Origin of the sequence: Paracerasibacillus soli, assembly GCF_042432965.1 — a bacterium.
In the GTDB taxonomy this organism is placed as follows: domain Bacteria; phylum Bacillota; class Bacilli; order Bacillales; family Amphibacillaceae; genus Paracerasibacillus; species Paracerasibacillus soli.
Map to the genome: position 1 here is coordinate 84,802 of NZ_JBHLWL010000036.1, position 20,040 is coordinate 104,841.

The following is a 20,040-nucleotide window of genomic DNA, read 5'->3' on the forward strand; positions in this document are numbered from 1 at the left end:
ATTAAAAACTGACCCCAGTAGTTTTGCTGGAGTCAGTTTTTTACTGTTGCATGTAATGTTTTAAATATCAGGGGAGACTGTGATATTATTCCATGTTAATTGCCAATTTTTCTTAGATAAACGGCTTCTATAAATATCAAGCCGTTCTGTAGTACTCGAAAAGAAAGGTGTAGGCTTCAAGTGAAGTTGGAGTAAATCCGTTACACCGTGTGGAGCGGCTAAAATAAGATTGTTTTCAGCATCAAGTTTCACACCAATAGCAGTTGCTGTTTCTGGAAATTTACTTATTGCATCAACGGATGATGTATATGGTGGAAACTGATGAAGTCGATGCATACGTGCCTCGTTTTTCACGGACCATGGAACTCCTTTATGTAACTTGTGTAATTGTTTTTCATATATTTTTTCTTGCCTTTCATCTGTAGCGGTAGGGTCAAAGTAAATAACATCTATATCTGGAAGCGGTGTTCGTTTAGTAAACTGATGTAATGTATCCCAAACTTTTGCACGAATGAAACCCGCGCATATCCACCAATCGGGTAGTGCAAGTATCTTTGCGGTATGTAAAATCTGCATCATCCATTCGTCCGCTTCAATGAGTTCTATGATATCATCTTGGCTTGTAAGCATGTTTCATCTCTCCAATCATACAAAATGTACATATTAACATGGCGTAGTGCGATAGTAGAAGTTATCATATCGATTGCTTTCTGCTGTATTTAGAATTAAAATTTTTATTAAAAGAGTCTGTGTAAAGAAGGAAGCATAAACTTATGTATATGACATTAAAAGAAACGGCAGAATATTTATCAATGCCTGAGCCAACAGTAAAATCGCTTGTTGTACAAGGAAGGATTCGTTCCATTCATGATGGGGAACAATTTCTTATTAATCAAGATCAGTTTACCACACATTTTGAACAATTAGAAAAATATCGTCAAATGATTATTGATTATTTGAATGAACCGATTCCGGAAGATATTGATGTGAAGGATGAGGACTAGCTATTGAGAAGGATGAAAAAAATCGTAAAGAGGAGTCTATGAAAGATATCAATGACTTTCCTTTACGATTGTTTACTTTTTCTCGTAGGCAAAAGCTTATTTTTAACCAATAACAACCTGCTCATGTAATGACTTTAAAGTAGCGATGATACTTAAAGCTGTTAAGTAACTAGTTTTTGGATTCATGGGAAGTGGATTATTTTCTAACGTGATATCCATTTTTCCAAACGCACCCGAGGCTTGAATCGTATGTATATTTTGGCTAACCGTTGGATCAGCAATAATTTTCACTTTTGTTTGCTGGACACCTAATCCGGCAAGAGAAAGTGTAATGGCAACATTTGCATTTTGTGGGAAACGCTCGATTGCCTCTACTGCTAAACCTTGAAAGATGATAGTTTCTTTTGTAGTATCTATATCTGCAAACGCATGAATGGGTTTTCTCGTTGTAATGGTGATTGCCTTTAATCCCCCTAATACTTTTGCAGCCTGAATTACTTCAAGACCACCAATTGCCCCAGCTGGTAAATATAACTTAGTACGCTGTTTTTGTGTCGTTGCTAGCACTTTTTCATAAAAGCTAGATGAAACAAATGCCCCAACACTAATTGCTAACAGATTTTTCTTTGCCAATATTTGTAATGCATACTGTTGGACGGCTGTAACATTTGCGCACTCTACAACTAAATCGATATCAGCGTTTAAAAAATCATCAAGCTGATCATATGCTTTTACATGATACGCTTTCGCTAACGCAGGCATGGTATGAATAGCCTTCACGCGTTCATCACAAATTGCAGAAATTGTATAGCCAGCTAAAATATGTTCTTTATTGATTTTTTCAAGTAGAAACTGCCCCAAATTTCCAACACCAATAAGCCCTATTTTAATCAAAAAGTATCCCCCTTTGCTAAAGCCCACACGGTTTAGTCTGTCTACATCATAGAGAAATTTAAAACTAAATAGGCATACCATGTATGTTTAAGTAGTGATGATATGTTATTTTAAGATGTCTCTCGCTTGATTTATTTTTGATTTATCAAGTAATTGGTTAAAATCTTTATTCACGCGCACGCCTGAACCAATATGATATTCGCTTGCTCCAATATGTTCGTGTAAGGTAGCTAAATTATCTGGTGAAACGCCACTTCCTACTAAAATACTTGGTCCATCAAGTTCATGTGATAATTGTACAAGGCTTCGTAATTCGTCCATCGCTTGATCTGCACGATCTTTTCCGCCAGAGGTTAAAATACGTTTCACATTATCTTTATATTTCGTTAGCACTTTATATGCATTTGTTTGAGATTTTACTTGGTCAAAAGCTCGATGAAAGCTAATATCTATGTTAGGAGCATGATGAATTACTTTTTCAAGTAGTTGCTCATCTATTTCCCCATCTTTTGTAACTGCTCCAAAAACAATCCGATTCCCGCCAAGCTCTTGAATGATAGAAATATCCTCTTTTATTGTATTCCAATCTTTCTCATCATAGACAAATCCAAAGCTATGTGGTCGCACCATCACCTGTACAGGAATGGTAACGGATTGCAACACATTTTTCAAAGTACCGTAGCTTGGCGTCAAACCACCTTCATTCATCGCGCTTACTAATTCAACACGATCCGCACCAAATTCTTGTGCTTGTAATGTATCCGCTGCATTTAATGTAATAACTTCAATTTTCATTTTCTCACCTCATCATAAGATTAAAAAACTATATGAAACTTAAATTCTGTAGGATGTATACAACATGAATTATCCAAGCTTTAACATCAAATAGTGAAACATCAACACGACAGGTCGAATCTTCAACAAAGCGTATTACTTCAATCTACAAAGGTGCACGCTTCACAACTCTGCCCTGTCTACCTGTCGTTGTTTCAGCAAATTTTAATGAGTTTATAATGGCTTCTTCTGTCGTTTCGATAACAGCTTGGAAGATTTTTTCCATTAGTGGATCGTCATCCCTTAAAACATGCATCGTATGACAGGTGTCCACTGATTCATGTGTATACATATTTTTTGTGGAAAAGGCAATTGCAATATCCCCGCTACCATTTGCAGCAATACTTCCAGTTCGTCCAAGACCAAGTGAACATCGTTTTGCTAGTCGTTTTAATTGGCGTGCATCTAGTGGGGCATTTGTCGCTATTATCATCATAATGGAACCGTCGGGTGTCTCTACTGTTTCTTCGGTTTGCCAATTGGCAAACATTGCTTGCTGTCGTTTACCAAAATTACTTAAGACAAGACAACCTACTGTATACGATTCCGCTATCATTCGCGAGGCAGACCCGATTCCTCCTTTATAATCAAAACAAACCATGCCCTTACCAGCACCAATTGCACCTTGTTTGATAGGCCCGCTTTTTGCACTTTGAATTGCTTCTATCGCGTGTTCTTGTTTAATTGCGGGAATACGAATGGAATTTAAATAACCATCATTACATTCACCTACAACAATATTAATTGTGCCAGTCGTATCACCTATTTCAGGATTCTCTTGTAGCATGTGTTGTAATGTCCCCTGTAGCACAGTACCAACACTTAATGTATTGGTTAGTAGAATGGGTGATTCGATGACACCAAGTTCCTCTACCTGTACAAGTCCAACTGTTTTACCAAATCCATTTATAACATATACAGCTGCTGGAACCTTTTGCTTAAATATATTTCCTTCGTGTGGCAAAATAGATGTAATACCAGTACAAATTGTTTCTTGATTATTCATCTTGTGATATAGCGTGACATGACCAACACGGACACCGGGGACATCCGTGATATCATTACATAACCCCTTTGGAAGCTTCAATCATATACCTACTTTCTATCTATTCCATTATGTTTTATTATAACAAATATAGTTGTTTTAATCGGGTGATATGATTAGTATAGATATGATAAGAGTAAGAAGATACGGTGAATCTTGTAGAGGAGGGACATCATGGCAATTCGAGCAAAGTTAAGTATGATTGGGATAATTGCTGCAAGTTTTATTGCGGGACTCGTTTTTTATTATCTAGCTTCATCTCATGATCGAGTGCAAAAGAAGAAGTATATAGAAGATATGGTGTCACTGCTCATTCATTTTATTATTTACATTTGGATCGGTAAAATAGCTGTAAACTTTTTATTGTTTATTCGTGACCCAATAGCTGTACTTGCATATCCTAGTAATTCAAAAGCATTATATGTAGCTGTGGTACTCATGATTCTGACGATATTTTATCAACACTATCGAAATAAACGGATTTTTCAATTTGACGTATTTATACCTGTCTTTTTCGCTGCTTCTTTTGTATATGAATTTATCCATATTTTATTAAATGGCATTACGTTTGAATGGGCTTATTTAGGTTTATTGCTTTTATTATTAATTGTTTACCTGCTTTATATTGAAGGAGCACTTGCAAGAGAGTTATCTTACCTATTATTCAACATATGAGTTTTGGGATTTTAATTATTTCACTCCTATTTCCATTTGCAACAATATTTCATTATATTGTATCGCCAATCTTTTTAGCAATTGTTTTTTGTCTTTCTGTCTTTTTAACAATTAGGATCCATAAAAGAGAAATGGAATAATAAAGTACTACTTAAATGAAATGGGACGGTGGAAAATGAAAAGGACAATAATTGTAATCATTTTAATTGGAATGTTTGGCTGGGCTATTTATAGTTTTGCAATCGACCATAGTGGAAAGCAAGAAAGTGAATTAGATGAAGAAGTAGGGTTAGAAAAGGGAAATATAGCACCAGATTTTAAATTGAAGACCTTGGCTGGTGACGAAATGGCGTTATCTGACTTTCGAGGACAACGTGTTTTGGTAAACTTTTGGGCATCATGGTGTGGTCCGTGCCGTGCAGAAATGCCAGATATGCAAAAATTCCATGAGGAGAAAGATATTGTCATACTAGCCGTTAATTTAACGGGGACGGAAACAAGTCATTCCAATGTAACAGATTTTGTAGATGAATATGGGTTAACATTTCCCATTTTATTAGATGAAGATTCGTTGATTTCTGGACTATATCAAATTCAACCGATTCCGACAACATTTCTAATTGATTCAGATGGTAGAATCCATAATAAAGCTTTTGGTGCACTGAATTATGAACAAATGGTGCAAGAGTTTGAAAAAATGAAGTAAACGTTTAAAATTGTAAAGAATACGTTTCAAAAGTGGAGGGCGTACTGTGGATAAGAAGTTTTACATTTATCAAATTATTGGGGTAGGCATCATTTGGCTAGGAATGGCCTTTTTCTTTTCTAAAATGGATGATACGAGCAAAATTATTTTTTACGTTGTGACATCCTGGATGTTATTTTTATTTGTATTATTAGGTAAAAAAATAGCACGCGATCGACAAGAAAAAAATGAAAAAAATAGTGATATTAAGTAGGGGGTCTGACCCCATTAGAAGAAGGGATATACATGTTAACAGTTGAGCAATTAACAAAGACGTACGGTGATAAGGTATTATTTAAGGAAATTTCTTGTGTGATTACAGAACGCGATCGTATTGGATTAATTGGTGTGAATGGAACAGGAAAGTCAACTTTTCTAAAAATGATCGCAGGTGTAGATGTTCCAGATGAAGGGTCTATCACCCATCCAAAAGATTATCGGATTGAGTATTTACCACAGGAGGTAGATTTAGATCCACATTTAACCGTTATCGAACAAATTTTTTATGGGGATGCGCCCATGATGAAATTGCTGCGGCAATATGAACAGGCACTTTTAGAGTTGCAGGGAAATGAGCAGAATGAACAAGCACAAGCACAGTTACTCCGTATGCAACAAAGAATGGATGAACATGAAGCATGGGAAGCCAATACAGTTGCGCAAACTATATTAACCAAATTAGGAATAACGGATTTTGATAAAGCAATCACAGAACTTTCAGGTGGACAAAAAAAGCGGGTTGCCATGGCAAAAGCATTTATACAACCGGCTGATTTACTTATATTAGATGAGCCAACAAACCATCTTGACCATGAAACAGTTGTGTGGTTAGAAAAATATTTAGCTACCTATCAAGGTGCTTTATTACTCGTTACGCATGATCGCTATTTTCTAAATCGAGTAACAAACCGCATATATGAATTAGAACAGGGAAATTTATATATGTATGATGGAAATTATGAACTATTCCTTGAAAAAAAGGCGGAAAGAGAAGCATTAGAAGTTGCCAAAGAACAAAAACATGCGAATACATTGCGCCGCGAATTGGCATGGTTAAAACGTGGTGCTAAAGCACGTTCGACGAAACAAAAAGCACGTATTCAAAGAGTAGAAGAAATGCAAGAACAAAAGTTTCAAACGAGCAAGGAAGAAGTAGCATTTCAAGTAGGCTCCACTAGATTGGGTACGAATGTACTGGAGTTAATCGACGTTCATAAAACATACGGTGAAAAGCAACTTGTTAATGATTTTTCATATTTAATTAATCGACATGACCGAATTGGGATAATAGGTCCGAATGGCTCTGGAAAAACAACATTACTAAATATGATGGCAAACCGTATAAAACCTGATGCAGGAGAAATAAAAATTGGAGAAACTGTGAAAATTGGTTATTATACACAGGGTGAGGAAGAGCTTGACGGAAATAAACGTGTGATTGATTATATAAAAGAGACTGCCGAAGTTGTGCATACGTTAAGTGGTGATGTCATTACAGCGGAACAAATGCTGGAACGCTTTTTATTTCAACGGCCGGAACAGTGGAACTATATTCGCCGGTTGTCAGGCGGTGAGAAACGTCGACTTTACCTATTGAAAATTTTAATGACTGAACCAAATGTGTTATTTTTAGATGAACCGACGAATGATTTAGATACGCAAACATTAAGCGTGTTAGAGGAGTATTTAACAAGCTTTCCGGGCGTGGTGATCACTGTTTCACACGATCGTTACTTTTTAGACCGTGTCATTGACCGCCTTTTTGTTTTTACAGGAAAAGGAAAGGTTCAAGTCTTTTTCGGGAACTTTAGTGAATATCTAGAAACTGTGGAAGATGATATGAAACAGGAGAAGGAAAAACAAGATAAGGCACAAAAGAAATTTCAGGAACAAAAGCCTAAAAAACGTCGTTTGACTTATAAGGAAAAAATGGAATGGGAAGTTATTGAAGATGAAATAGGAGCATTAGAAGATAGGCTAGTAGCAATAGCTAATGAAATAGAAACGGCCGGAAGTGACTTATCGAAAGTACAATCATTGTATACGGAACAACAAACGATTGAACAACAACTTGAAGAAAAAATGTCACGTTGGGCTACATTGTCTGAGCTTGTGGAAGAAATAGAAAATCAAGCTTAGTTGCTTCGAGTCTTTATGACTTCGAAGCACTTTCTTTTATAACGATTATTTGGATAAAGTATTGGAGGTTCCTTCATGAAACAAATATATAGTGACGTCATACAATTTCGCGGTACACATGAGGAATTTGGTTATATGCAAGGTGAACAGTTGAAAGACTCCTTTATTCTAGCAAATAGAAAAAAACAATGGAAAGTACGTAGACCACGATTTCACATTGATGTTCAAGAAACAAAACAAATTTTTCAAATGCATGCTCCACAAATTTGGAGCGAACTAATAGGTTTAAAAGAAGCATTGCAATGGTCGATGGAGGAAGTACTACAAGAATTTAGTGGGTATCGTTTAGAATATGTACGTAGTGGCTGTTCCATTTTCACGGATCAGAATTATATGGTTCGTAATTATGATTACCATCCGAAAACATATGAAGGACGATTCATGTTATTTCAGCCAACAGACGATGGGTATGCAACAATTGGTCCATCACAACGTATTACTGGTCGAATGGATGGCATGAATGAAAAAGGTCTTGTAATCGGGTATAACTTTATGCACCGCAAAAAGCCAGGTGATGGCTTTATTTGTAATATGATTGCCCGGATGTTATTGGAAAATTGTGCAACAGTAGATGAAGCAATCAGCTTCTTACAAGAAATACCACATCGGCATTCCTTTAGTTATGTCCTTCTTGATCAACAAGGAGAAACATATGTAGTGGAAGCAACTCCACGACAAGTAGTTGTTCGACAATCAAATATGTGTACGAACCACTTTGAATTACTAACGGAAGAAAATCGGTTTCATTTAGATGATTCAAAAAGAAGAATGGACGTTATCAAACAACAGCAATTGAATGTTACAGACGTGGAAAAAGCATACCACATGATGAATGACGCTGAAGGTGGCGTGTTTTCTAAGGAATATAAAAATTGGGCTGGAACGATTCATACAGCAGTTTATTTTCCTAAGAAACTGGAAGTATGGTTTGCTCTGGGAGAACAGAAAAAGCCAGCATTGCTTTCATTTGAAGACTGGCTAAAAGGAAAAGATACGCAAATTAGACGTATTCGTGGTGTGGTTGATACAGATTTACCATTTGTGCATATGGAGGAAAATGTACGCTAGTTAGTGAGACAAGCAGGAGATGACTTGAAAATGAAAGATATTTTAACAAAAAAGTGGATCGTCATTACAATTGCGATATTTTGTTCTATTTTATGGGGAAGTGCGTTTCCTGTTTTAAAAGTAAGTTATGTAGAGATGCAAATGGCGGCAGATGATACGATTGCTAAAATTGTATTAGCAGGTATGCGCTTTTTGATGGCTGGACTACTATTAATGATTGGCTTACTCCTTTTTAATCGAAAATCTTTACGAGTTACCCGACGCCAAGTGCGTTTTCTTATTGTATTTGGACTTATTCAAACAGCACTGCAGTATTTCTTTTTTTATAATGGATTGGCGAATACGTCAGGTATGCAAGGTGCGATACTCGTTTCAAGTGGAACTTTTTTCACGGTCATTTTAGCTCACTTTTTCTATAAGAATGACCGTTTGGATTTGGCAAAAGTTATCGGCTTAGTAGCTGGATTTGGTGGTATTATTATCGCCAACTGGGGTCAATCCTTCCAAATAGCCTTTCATTTAAATGGGGAAGGATTCATGATAATATCAGCGTTAACAGGTGCAATTGGTACGATTATGGCGAAAGAAATGGCAGTGGGCATTCATCCCTTCGCCTTAACTGGATATCAACTAACATTTGGTTCGTTACTTATGTTAGCTGTGGGGGTACCACAAATGCACGAGCATGCGATTGTCTTTACACCTTTAGGTTGGGGATTATTAATCTATTCTGCACTTTTATCAGCAGTTGCCTTTGCACTTTGGTACTCCATTCTTAAATATAATAAAGCAGGAGAAATAAGTATTTATAAATTTGTAACACCTGTTTCTGGCGCAGTATTATCCGCCTTTTTTATCCAAGGAGAGACATTAGATGGATATATTTTAGGAGCCTTGGTGCTTGTTGCAGTGGGGATTATCGCAATAAATATTAAAAGTAAAGGAAAAGCAGTTGAAGGTCCAATACGGCACTCATCATCTTCATGATGTGCAGGTGTGAAAGATATACCTTTACAGATTATTGGATGTGTAAATGTATTAAAATGCACCAAACTATATAATAGTATTTTTTTCACGGATGAGGATTTGAAACTTTTCTTGAAATCCGCGAAAGAGTATAATAATACTGTTTCATAGTGAAAGGTGGCCAAAAGAACGTGCTAGGTATAGAATTTACATCGGCATCATTACTAGTGTTATTACAAATCATCGCTATCGATATTGTATTGTCTGGGGATAATGCAGTAGTGATTGCAATGGCAACAAGACGTTTACCTAAAACACAGCAGAACACCGCAATTTTAGTTGGTACTGCAGGAGCGGTAATATTAAGAATTATTTTTGCAACGCTTATTGTTTATTTATTAAAGATTCCGTATGTCCATCTTATTGGGGGATTGCTTCTCTTATGGATAGCTTATAAGGTTTTAGTGGAAGAAAAAGATACAGATGCCAATGTTACATCTTCAAATAGCTTATTAAAGGCCATATTAACGATTATCATGGCAGATGCATTAATGAGTTTAGATAATGTAGTCGCAATAGCTGGTGCTGCGAAAGGTCATATAGGATTACTTATTATTGGGGTCGCAATTAGTATCCCGATTATGATTTTTGGTTCTAAATTAATCGTTCGTGTGATGGACAAGCATGCTTGGATTGCTTATATTGGATCGGGAATTTTAGCGTGGACAGCGACGGGGATGATTGCAGAGGAACAAATTATAATGAATATATTGGACTTGGATAAAAAAATTGAGCTTTACGGTTTGATGGTTGTTGTGACTGCTCTTGTTTTAGTGATTGGATATACACGAAATAAAAGGAGCCGACTTAAAAGTTCATAATTGCTCTATTTCTTGCGTGTTAATTTGCCGCAAGTCCCCTATAGCAAGAGGAGCAATAGCTTAATAAAAGTCTGATTCAATCAATCAGTAGGGAAATACAGCTCCTCACTGAATGAAGTTTTATTTTATGGATTAACAATATTACAAGCGAATTGAAAAGCAAAATACCGAAATTCGGGGTGTTATTCGAAATGAATGACACTCTTTTTGTTTTGCAGAAATAATAATTGGCTGTCAAAGATTATTATGTAAAATAGCTATTAGTATATCTTATTTTTATTTGAAAGTTTGCAGGAATCTTTCACTACTATATCGAATATGTATAGTTAAATGTAAGCGCTTACCCAAAGTGGTTTACTAGAAGGTAAAAAATCAAAAAAAGGAGGATACAAATGGTTCAAACATTTTGGTCACTTATACCCCCTCTTTTGGCAATTGGCATGGTCCTATTGACAAGGCGCGTATTACTTTCTTTAGGTGTAGGGATTGTAGCTTCTGCTTTATTCGTTAAAAGTTTTCATCTGACTGATTCCTTTTCACTTATTTGGAGTGCATTTAGAAGCGTATTTTGGGAGGAGGGAAGTGTAAACACATGGAATGTATTTATTTTACTTTTTGTGCTCATGCTAGGGATTTTAACTGCTTTTGTAGGTATGATGGGCGGAACACAAGCATTCGGTGAATGGATGGTGAAACGAGTTAAAACCCGGGCAGGGGCACATTTAATGACGATGTTTCTTGGAGTTATTGTATTTATTGATGACTATTTTAATAGTTTGACGGTAGGACAAATTGCAAAGCCGGTAACGGATAAACATCGGATTTCCCGCGCGAAACTAGCCTATATTGTTGATTCCACTTCAGCACCTGTATGTGTAGTGGCGCCAATTTCAAGTTGGGGGGCGTATATTATCGGTTTAATTGGTTTTGTATTAACTACCCACGCTGTTACAGATATAACTGCATTCATGGCTTTTATATATATGATTCCGATGAATTTTTATGTTTGGGCCGCATTAGGCGTAGTTTTGGTTATCTCGTTAAGACAAGTAGATTTTGGTAGTATGAAAGTGCATGAAGAACAAGCATTGAGAACTGGAGAAGTAAAGCGTGCTGTAGATCAACAGACTAAATCAAAACATATGTTACCAACGAGTTCTTTTGGAAGAATCTCAGATTTAATTGTACCAATTGCTGTCCTATTTATAGCTACAATTGGTTTTATTTATTGGACCGGATATACGGAGGTGGATGGAAATGGTACTTTAATGGATATATTTGGTGAAGCGGATGTTGCGAAATCATTACTTTTTGGGGGAATTACGAGTTTAGTTGTTACGTTTATATTGTTTTTTAAACAAAGTAAACAAAGTCATTTTAAAATGAGAGAATTCTTTAGTGGTGTAAAAGAAGGCGCAAAGTCTATGATTCCAGCCTTTCTCATTTTAATTTTTGCATGGACCATTGCTGATTTAATTGGTGAATTGGGAACTGGTGAATATTTAGCAGCCGTTGTGAAACAATCGAATATTAGCTTTTCACTCATTCCTTTCGTTATTTTTATCATTGCTGGTTTTATTGCCTTTTCAACAGGAACCTCATGGGGGTCATTTGCGTTATTATTACCAATAGCAGGTTCAATTGCTGCAGCTACAGATATTTCCTTACTTTTACCACTTCTATCAGCTGTTTTAGCTGGAGCTGTATTTGGCGACCATTGTTCACCAATATCAGATACAACGATACTTTCATCAACAGGAACAGAATGTGATCATATTGATCATGTTACGACTCAGTTACCGTATGCACTCGTATCTGCTGGTATTGCAGGTCTTGGATACTTGGCATTGGGACTTACGAGTAGTGTACTTACTGGTCTAATTGTTGTATTAGTTAGTTTAATTATTTTATTTTTTAGCCTAAGGAAGAAAAACAATAGCCATTTTGAACAAGAAAAAGAGGATACGATTGCAAATTAAAAGATAAAATAAAAGTGAAAGGAACGATTTGTATGTTAAAGGATGTCGTAATGCGTCATAAATTGTCTGTCTTTTAAAAGTAATTGAAAACATGGGAATTATAAGATACAATATAGGCGAATATATGAAATGGCGTTTCATATATTGAAATAGGAGGATGGGAATGGAATTTGTTTCGCGAAAAGTAAATGATTTGCCACCATATTTATTTTCAAAAATTCAAGAGAAAAAAGAGGCACTTCAAGCGAAAGGGATGGATGTGATTGATTTAGGAATTGGGGCACCTGATCTTCCAACCCCGACATTTATTATTGACAAACTCATAAGGGAAATGAAAATCCCAGCAAATCATCGGTACTCTTCTTATAGTGGATGTAGGGAGTTTAGAGAAGCTGTCGTACATTTTTATAAGCAAAGATACGGTGTAACGTTGCACCCTGACGAAGAAGTTTTGACTTTAATCGGGTCAAAGGAAGGAATTGCAAATCTTGTTCAAACGGTTATTAATCCAGGAGATTATGTTCTCGTACCAGACCCTGGTTATCCGGTATACCGTACAGCTGTTCATTTAGCAAATGGTATTACAGTAGATCTTCCCTTGGATGCAGAAAATGGTTATGTGCCTATCTATTCTAAACTTACAGCGGAACAAAAGGAAAAGGCGAAGTTAATGTTCTTAAATTATCCCAGTAATCCAACGACAGCAACAATACAAATAAACACCCTTTTGGAAGCGGTTACATTTGCAAAGGAAAATAATATGTTAGTGGTCAACGATATGGCCTATGATTTAGTCACTTTTGCAGATTATGAATCGCCTAGCATACTACAAGTACCGCATGCAAAAGATAGGGCCATCGAATTTGGGTCGTTATCGAAAAGCTTTAATATGACTGGGTGGCGTATCGGATATGTAGTTGGTAATAAAGATGTTATTCAAGCGTTAGCCGCGTTAAAGAGTAACATTGATACAAGTCAGTTTTTACCGATTCAAAAAGCAGCAGCTGATGCACTAAAAAGTGACTTTTCGCATGTCAAACAACATGCGGCTATTTTTGAGAGACGAATGGAAAAACTTTATCAGGCATTGCATGAATTAGGTATACGAGTTGATAAACCAAGAGGAACAATATTTTTATGGGCAAAAGTACCAAATAGTTATACATCTATTGCATTCACAGATAAATTGTTAGAAGAAGCGGGAATTGTCGTCACACCTGGAAATGCATTTGGCCCGTCTGGAGAAGGGTATATTCGAATTTCACTTTCTGTATCAGAAGACCGTTTAGACGAAGTGATAAGACGTCTTCATCTATTAGACTTAAAGGGGGAACAGGCAACTTGAACAATCAAGCAGTCGCAAAAACGACGATGACAAGCGCGAAAGCAATTGTAACCTGTATAAAGAAAGAAGGAATCAGTAATGTATTTTGCGTTCCTGGTGAAAGTTATTTACCAGTATTAGATGCACTATATGATGAAACATCTATCCAAGTAATAGCTGCACGGCATGAAGGTGGAGCTGCCTTTATGGCAGAAGGATATGCCAAATCGACAAGAAAGCCTGGGGTAGTATTTGCAACAAGAGGTGTAGGAGCGACGAATTTATCCATTGGCGTCCATACTGCATATCAAGACTCTACACCAATGGTTGTATTTCTTGGCCAGGTGCATAGTAAATTTCGCGGAAGAGAAGGTTTCCAAGAAGTGGATTTAGATGAATTATTTAAACCGATTGCTAAATGGGCAGTGGAAATAAACGATCCTGAACGGATGCCTGAACTAGTGCAGCGGGCATTTCGCATTGCGAAAACAGGGCGCCCTGGACCCGTAATTGTTTCCTTACCTGAGGATGTTCTACCTGTTGAAACTGAAATGACATTTGGACCAGTTGCAGCAGTTCCAGAACCGACACCATCAAGAAATGAAATAAATGACGTTATCAACATGCTATCAACCGCAAACCAACCACTTGTCATTGCCGGGGGAGGAATAAAAAATGGGGCAGCAGAAGAAGCACTCGTCAACTTTGCGGAAAAGTTCTCCTTACCTGTTATGGTAGCATTTCGCCGACATGATGTGTTTCCAAATGAGCATCCGCTATATGCTGGTCATCTCGGACTAGGAACAAATAAGAAGGTTTTACAGTCGGTAAAAGATGCAGATGTTATTTTAGCATTAGGAACACGACTATCTGAAGTGACAACACAGGATTATACATTGATTGAAGCGGATCAAATACTTATTCATATCGATATTGATGATGAAACCCTTGGAAAGGTTTACGCTCCACATCTCGGTGTAGTGGCACATATGAAACCTGCATTAGAAGTGATACAAGAGGAGAATATTACGGTAACATGGGAGGATTGGTCAGCAACTTGCCATCAACGCTTTGTAGAAGCTAGTCATGTTGGTGTTGGAGAAGGCGATTATATTAATAAAAAAATCATCGCAACACTTCATAAAGAATTACCAGAAGATGCATTGTTAACAAATGATGCTGGAAACTTTGCTGGATGGTTGCATACGTATTTCCGATTTAAAAAGAAACATACGTATGTTGGGCCAACTTCAGGTGCGATGGGGTATGGCTTACCAGCTGCCATTGGTGCTAAATTAGCTTATCCCAAAAAGACGGTTGTTTCCTTATCAGGTGATGGTGGTTTTATGATGACAGTTCAGGAACTGGAAACTGCAGTGCGTTATCACATTCCTGTTATCGCTTTAGTCTTTAACAATAATATGTATGGAACGATACGGATGCACCAAGAAATGCATTATCCAGAACGAATTGTAGGAACAGATTTAGGCGATGTTTCATTCGCAAAATTAGCAGAGAGTGTTGGAGCAGTTGGCATTACGGTTGAAACGATAGAAGGTTTTAATGCAGCCTTTGCAAAAGCTTTGGCATTATATAAGCCCGTTGTAATCGAAATCTTAACTGATCAGGAGCAAATATCCGTTACATCAACAATTGAACAAATTCGTCATCGTAAATAATGGGAATGACATGTAAGAACTTGTAGGTGGAAATGATATAGGAGGTAATATTTATGGCAAACACAATGATGGATGTAAAATCGTTAAAAAACTTTATTAATGGAGAATGGAAGGAAGTAGAAGGTGAAACAACTGCTGTGATCAATCCAGCAACTGGAGAGACGGTCGTTCATGTTCCGTTGTCAACGAAAGAAACAGTAGATGAAGCCGTAGTTGCAGCAAAGTTAGCACAAAAAGAGTGGGCTATGGTTCCAGCCCCACAGCGAGCAGAAGTTTTGTATCGGGTAGGGCAAATTATGAAAGACCGTAAAGAAAAGCTTTCTCAATTACTTACATTAGAAAATGGAAAAGTAATAGAAGAAGCACGTGGAGAAGTGCAAGAAGGCATTGATATGGCATTTTATATGGCTGGGGAAGGTAGACGTTTATTTGGCCAAACAACACCTGCAGAACTACAAAATAAATTTGCTATGAGTGTGCGCGCACCAATTGGTGTAGTTGGGATTATTACGCCATGGAACTTTCCAATCGCAATAGCCACATGGAAGTCATTTCCGGCAATTGTTGCGGGAAATGCGGTTGTTTGGAAACCGGCAACAGAAACACCGATTATGGCTTATGAATTAGCAAAAATTTATGAAGAAGCTGGACTGCCTAAAGGAGTTATTAATGTAGTCTTTGGCTCGGGCTCATCTGTTGGTGATGCCATGGTACATCATAAGGATATTCGTGTCATTTCCTTTACGGGATCCAACGAAACGGGGAGTCATATTGCAGCGGAGTGCGGAAGACAGTTGAAAAAGGTTTCCTTAGAAATGGGCGGAAAAAATGCAGTAATCGTGATGGATGATGCGGATATTGAATTAGCAGTTGAAGGAATTATTTGGAGCGCGTTTGGTACGAGCGGGCAGAGATGTACCGCATGTAGTCGCGTTATTGTTCATGAAGATGTAAAAGAGACCTTGGAAGAACGATTATTAGTTGCAATGGAGCAATTAACGATTGGTAATGGGCTCGATGAAAAAGTAAAAGTTGGTCCAATTATTAACCAAGCTGGTATGGAGAAAATAAAGAAGTATATTGAAATTGGTAAAAATGAAGGCGCGAAATTACTGGCAGGTGGATATGTATTAACGGAAGGTGAGCATAAAGAAGGAAACTATTTTGCACCGACATTATTTACAAATGCAACAGCTAATATGCGCATTGCACAAGAGGAAATTTTTGGACCAGTCGTTTCTCTCATTCCGGTTAGAAGCTTTGAAGAAGCGATTGAAGTAAACAATAGCGTAACATACGGTTTATCTAGTTCTATATTTACAAAAGATGTGAATCGTGTTTTCCAGGCGCAACGTGATCTAGATACAGGAATTGTTTATGTGAACGCTGGAACAACAGGTGCTGAGATACACTTACCATTTGGTGGTTCAAAGGGTACTGGAAATGGATATCGTGATTCAGGTGTGCAGGCATTAGATGTATTTACGGAATGGAAAGCAATTTATGTCGATTACAGTGGAAAGTTGCAACGTGCACAAATTGATGTGGAGTAAGAAAGTAGTTAGATAGGCATGTAGATGGGGATGTAACGAACCATTTGGAAAAGTACACGATAAATAATAAAAAAATGAACCATAAAGGAGCGTGAACACTATGAAAATAGGTGTATTAGGATCTGGATTAATGGGAAAAGTAGCTGCAAGAGATCTTGTTAAAAGTGAAAGGGTAAAAAAGGTAGGGTTAGCGGATATTGATCTTGCAAGGGCACAAACCGTTGTGAATCAATTAAATTCTCCTAAACTTACAGCATATGCAGTAGATGCAAGTGATGAAATAGATTTAGCAAATTATATGCGTGAGTTTGATGTTGTCATTAATGCATTATTTTATTCCTTCAATCAAGTCGTAGCAAAAACAGCTATTCAAGTTGGTACACATTCCGTTGATTTGGGAGGCCATATTGGTCATATAACAGATAAAGTACTTGCTATGAACGAGGAAGCGCAGACTTCGCAAGTGACGGTAATCCCTGATTTGGGAGTTGCACCTGGGATGATCAATATTTTAGCTGGTTACGGGGTAAGTAAGTTAGATAAAACCGAATCTATTAAATTGTATGTTGGAGGAATCCCTGTTCAGCCCGAACCACCATTAGAATACAATCACGTCTTTTCGATGGAAGGATTGTTTGACCATTATACAGATCCTGCACTTATTATTCGCAATGGAGAAAAAGTCGAAGTACCGGCATTATCTGAGGTGGAGCAAATCCATTTTGAAAAGTTTGGTCCATTAGAAGCTTTTCATACTTCAGGTGGTACATCAACATTATCGCACTCCTATCCAGATTTAAGTACATTAGAATATAAAACAATTCGCTATCGTGGTCACGCTGAAAAATTTAAATTACTGGTTGATTTAAATTTAACGCGCTCTGATTATGAAGTAGAAGTAAATGGGGAAAAAGTAAATCCACGTGAGGTACTTTTAAAGGTACTTGATCCTATTGTCGAATTAGGAGAAAAGGACGATGCTGTTCTGCTTCGCGTAGTTGTTTCTGGTTCTAAAGATGGTAAACCTGCTACCTATGCATATGAAATGACAACCTTTAAGGATCGAGAGAGTCACGTTACAGCCATGGCTAGGGCAACAGCAAATACAATTTCAGTTGTAGCTCAATTAATTGCAAATGGAGAGATTTCAAAAAAAGGTGTTTATCCTCCAGAACAAATCGTACCAGGGAGAATATATATGGAGGAAATGGCAAAACGTGGTGTCATAATAAAGGAATATGTAAAAATAGCGGCAGATAAAAATGTGTCAGTTTAGTTAAATGGAGGTCGATTGAAAGGGGCTGGGACATAAAGGGGTCAGACCCCCTTATGTCCCGGCCTCCAATGTAAAGGGAGTATAAGCGATGAATCAAAGTGTAGCCAAAGCACTACAACTACTTGATTTATTTACTGAGGAACAACCGGAGTGGTCGTTAAAAGATATATCGAAGCAATCAGGTATCCCAAAGCCGACAGCATATCGTTTATTAACAACACTGGAATCAGGAAACTTTGTCTTTAAGATGAAAACAACGGAACATGACAGTCGGTATCGCCTCGGGTTAAAATTATTGGAGATGGGTCAGCTTGTGTCAGAACAACTCGAAGTACGTAAAATTGCCCTTCCATTTATGCAGATGTTAGCAAATGACATAAATGAAGTCATCCATCTTGTCATAGTTAATCAAAATAAAGCTGTTTATATTGAAAAGGTAGAAAATACACGCGCACTACGACTGTATACAAAAGTAGGCAAAAGTACACCACTATACATGGGGTCAGGCCCCAAATTACTATTAGCCCACTTACCAATTGATAAGCAACGTGAAATATTTCGTGAAGTAGGTAATAAACAATTACGCGATGGAAGGGTCATAGATGAGAGGCGATTGAGGGAGGAACTAGTAGAAATACGTAAACAAGGCTTTTCATATAGTGTTGGTGAACAAGATCCCTATACGACAGGGATCTCATATCCTATTTTTGATTATCGTGGACATGTTATTTCGGCTTTAACAGTAAGTGGTCTATCAAGTTATTTCGAAGGAGATAATTTAAGGCGAATTAAGAATCAAACAGAAGTAACAGCAAGACAAGTATCTAGAAAGTTAGGTTTCAACTAATGCAACAAGGAAGGGAACGGAATGATGAAGACAATTTTTATTGCAGGGCATGCAAGATTTCCCTCGGGAATGGCGGCTAAAAGTGTCTATGAGACACTTACCATAACAGCAGAAATTGATAAAAAGTATGGTGTTATTGTAAATGCAGGCTGTACTTTAGCAACTTTGCATGGAAGAGAGTTTGTCCAACAATTACTACGTGGTCATAGTTTACAAGACGGCATAGAGCAACCTATGGAGGAATTAAAAAAGTATTATTTAGGAAAGGCTGGTAATGCCTTGGCATCCGCATTAAATGACTTATATAAACAATATAAACTAAAAGGTTCTGACTGATAGCGTTGAACTAGTAGAAGGGGATACTTATGTTGATTCGCGAAATAGAAGAAAAGGATAATAAAATAATAGAGAAAATTATTAAACAATCATTGGAATCATTTGACTTAAATATTCCTGGCACAGCTTATTTTGATCCTCAACTAGGTAGTTTATATCAATATTATAAGCAACATAAAAATGCGAAATATTGGGTTGCAGTGAATGAGGAAAATAAAGTAGTTGGCGGTGTAGGTATTGCACCATTCGGAAAAAAGGTGGACGTTTGTGAGCTACAAAAGCTTTATATTATACCTGAATATCAAGGAATAGGTTTATCAAAGCAACTCATGAAAATAGCACTTGAGTACGCCAAAAAACATTATGCATACTGTTACTTAGAAACATCAAAGAAACTGCAAACCGCGAATTGTTTATACGTAAAATTAGGTTTTCAACAACTTGAAAAAGCTTTAGATGATACGGAACATATTGCGATGGATACCTGGTATATAAAAGACTTATCATGAAGCAGAAATGAATCACGCTATCACAGACTTTCTGAAAGAGAAAGCTAATTACATTGTGATATTACGCTATTTAGGGCTAGCATCTTTACGCATGGAGTCCTAGGATAGTGATTGGCTACGATATTGAAATGACGCGATATATAAATAAAAGATAAAGCTAATCATGATAAAGGAAGGCACATGTTCACGCACTAAAAAAAGGAGATCCACATGAAATCAAGGTTTA

20 protein-coding genes are annotated in these 20,040 nt (G+C 37.1%); 16 read left to right on the top strand and 4 right to left on the bottom strand.

Annotated elements, in window-relative coordinates; translation table 11 throughout:
- Window positions 1-60: 60 nt before the first annotated feature.
- A complete protein-coding gene (locus ACFFIS_RS10585; protein WP_390187430.1) occupies window positions 61-630 on the bottom strand; it encodes a nucleotidyltransferase family protein in 570 nt (189 codons plus the stop codon).
- A 143-nt stretch (window positions 631-773) separates the two neighbouring features.
- Between ACFFIS_RS10585 and ACFFIS_RS10590 the strand changes: the two genes are divergently transcribed.
- Window positions 774-1,004 (top strand): excisionase family DNA-binding protein, encoded by a 231-nt coding sequence (locus tag ACFFIS_RS10590; protein ID WP_320378319.1) that lies wholly within the window; start codon window positions 774-776, stop codon window positions 1,002-1,004.
- Between the two features lie 102 nt (window positions 1,005-1,106).
- Here the strand turns inward: ACFFIS_RS10590 and nadX are convergent, their stop codons facing one another.
- The 3 genes from nadX to ACFFIS_RS10605 all read right to left on the bottom strand — a co-directional run bounded on the left by nadX (window position 1,107) and on the right by ACFFIS_RS10605 (window position 3,819).
- Entirely contained in the window at window positions 1,107-1,898 is a 792-nt protein-coding gene (gene nadX / locus ACFFIS_RS10595; protein WP_390187432.1) for an aspartate dehydrogenase, read from the bottom strand.
- A 105-nt stretch (window positions 1,899-2,003) separates the two neighbouring features.
- Entirely contained in the window at window positions 2,004-2,693 is a 690-nt protein-coding gene (locus ACFFIS_RS10600) for a copper homeostasis protein CutC (RefSeq protein WP_390187434.1), read from the bottom strand.
- Between the two features lie 145 nt (window positions 2,694-2,838).
- Complete coding sequence (locus tag ACFFIS_RS10605; RefSeq protein ID WP_320378323.1) at window positions 2,839-3,819, bottom strand: DmpA family aminopeptidase; 981 nt, start codon at window positions 3,817-3,819, stop codon at window positions 2,839-2,841.
- A 132-nt stretch (window positions 3,820-3,951) separates the two neighbouring features.
- Here ACFFIS_RS10605 and ACFFIS_RS10610 point away from each other — a divergent pair, with 132 nt between their 5' ends.
- The 15 genes from ACFFIS_RS10610 to ACFFIS_RS10680 all read left to right on the top strand — a co-directional run bounded on the left by ACFFIS_RS10610 (window position 3,952) and on the right by ACFFIS_RS10680 (window position 19,814).
- Entirely contained in the window at window positions 3,952-4,452 is a 501-nt protein-coding gene (locus ACFFIS_RS10610; protein ID WP_320378324.1) for a hypothetical protein, read from the top strand.
- 175 nt (window positions 4,453-4,627) lie between these two features.
- Entirely contained in the window at window positions 4,628-5,158 is a 531-nt protein-coding gene (locus ACFFIS_RS10615) for a redoxin domain-containing protein (protein ID WP_390187436.1), read from the top strand.
- Between the two features lie 46 nt (window positions 5,159-5,204).
- Window positions 5,205-5,411, top strand: coding sequence for a hypothetical protein (locus ACFFIS_RS10620; protein WP_320378326.1), 207 nt, complete (start codon window positions 5,205-5,207; stop codon window positions 5,409-5,411).
- A gap of 32 nt (window positions 5,412-5,443) precedes the next feature.
- Entirely contained in the window at window positions 5,444-7,336 is a 1,893-nt protein-coding gene (locus ACFFIS_RS10625; protein ID WP_390187438.1) for an ABC-F family ATP-binding cassette domain-containing protein, read from the top strand.
- Between the two features lie 75 nt (window positions 7,337-7,411).
- Window positions 7,412-8,464 (top strand): C45 family autoproteolytic acyltransferase/hydrolase, encoded by a 1,053-nt coding sequence (locus tag ACFFIS_RS10630; RefSeq protein ID WP_390187441.1) that lies wholly within the window; start codon window positions 7,412-7,414, stop codon window positions 8,462-8,464.
- Between the two features lie 30 nt (window positions 8,465-8,494).
- Entirely contained in the window at window positions 8,495-9,451 is a 957-nt protein-coding gene (locus ACFFIS_RS10635; protein ID WP_390187443.1) for a DMT family transporter, read from the top strand.
- A gap of 179 nt (window positions 9,452-9,630) precedes the next feature.
- Window positions 9,631-10,311, top strand: a complete 681-nt coding sequence (locus ACFFIS_RS10640) for a TerC family protein (protein ID WP_390187516.1) — start codon at window positions 9,631-9,633, stop codon at window positions 10,309-10,311.
- A 392-nt stretch (window positions 10,312-10,703) separates the two neighbouring features.
- Window positions 10,704-12,290 (top strand): Na+/H+ antiporter NhaC family protein, encoded by a 1,587-nt coding sequence (locus ACFFIS_RS10645; RefSeq protein WP_320378328.1) that lies wholly within the window; start codon window positions 10,704-10,706, stop codon window positions 12,288-12,290.
- 163 nt (window positions 12,291-12,453) lie between these two features.
- On the top strand, window positions 12,454-13,635 hold the full coding sequence (locus ACFFIS_RS10650) for an aminotransferase class I/II-fold pyridoxal phosphate-dependent enzyme (protein ID WP_390187445.1): 1,182 nt from the start codon (window positions 12,454-12,456) through the stop codon (window positions 13,633-13,635).
- 26 nt (window positions 13,636-13,661) lie between these two features.
- Window positions 13,662-15,293, top strand: coding sequence for a thiamine pyrophosphate-binding protein (locus tag ACFFIS_RS10655; protein WP_390187519.1), 1,632 nt, complete (start codon window positions 13,662-13,664; stop codon window positions 15,291-15,293).
- Between the two features lie 53 nt (window positions 15,294-15,346).
- Complete coding sequence (locus ACFFIS_RS10660; RefSeq protein ID WP_390187447.1) at window positions 15,347-16,846, top strand: aldehyde dehydrogenase family protein; 1,500 nt, start codon at window positions 15,347-15,349, stop codon at window positions 16,844-16,846.
- A gap of 100 nt (window positions 16,847-16,946) precedes the next feature.
- On the top strand, window positions 16,947-18,122 hold the full coding sequence (locus ACFFIS_RS10665; RefSeq protein ID WP_390187448.1) for a saccharopine dehydrogenase family protein: 1,176 nt from the start codon (window positions 16,947-16,949) through the stop codon (window positions 18,120-18,122).
- Window positions 18,123-18,210: 88 nt separating this feature from the next.
- On the top strand, window positions 18,211-18,969 hold the full coding sequence (locus ACFFIS_RS10670) for an IclR family transcriptional regulator (RefSeq protein WP_320378331.1): 759 nt from the start codon (window positions 18,211-18,213) through the stop codon (window positions 18,967-18,969).
- Between the two features lie 24 nt (window positions 18,970-18,993).
- Entirely contained in the window at window positions 18,994-19,305 is a 312-nt protein-coding gene (locus ACFFIS_RS10675; protein WP_320379734.1) for a DUF3870 domain-containing protein, read from the top strand.
- A gap of 29 nt (window positions 19,306-19,334) precedes the next feature.
- Window positions 19,335-19,814, top strand: a complete 480-nt coding sequence (locus ACFFIS_RS10680) for a GNAT family N-acetyltransferase (protein ID WP_320378332.1) — start codon at window positions 19,335-19,337, stop codon at window positions 19,812-19,814.
- Window positions 19,815-20,040: the final 226 nt, after the last annotated feature.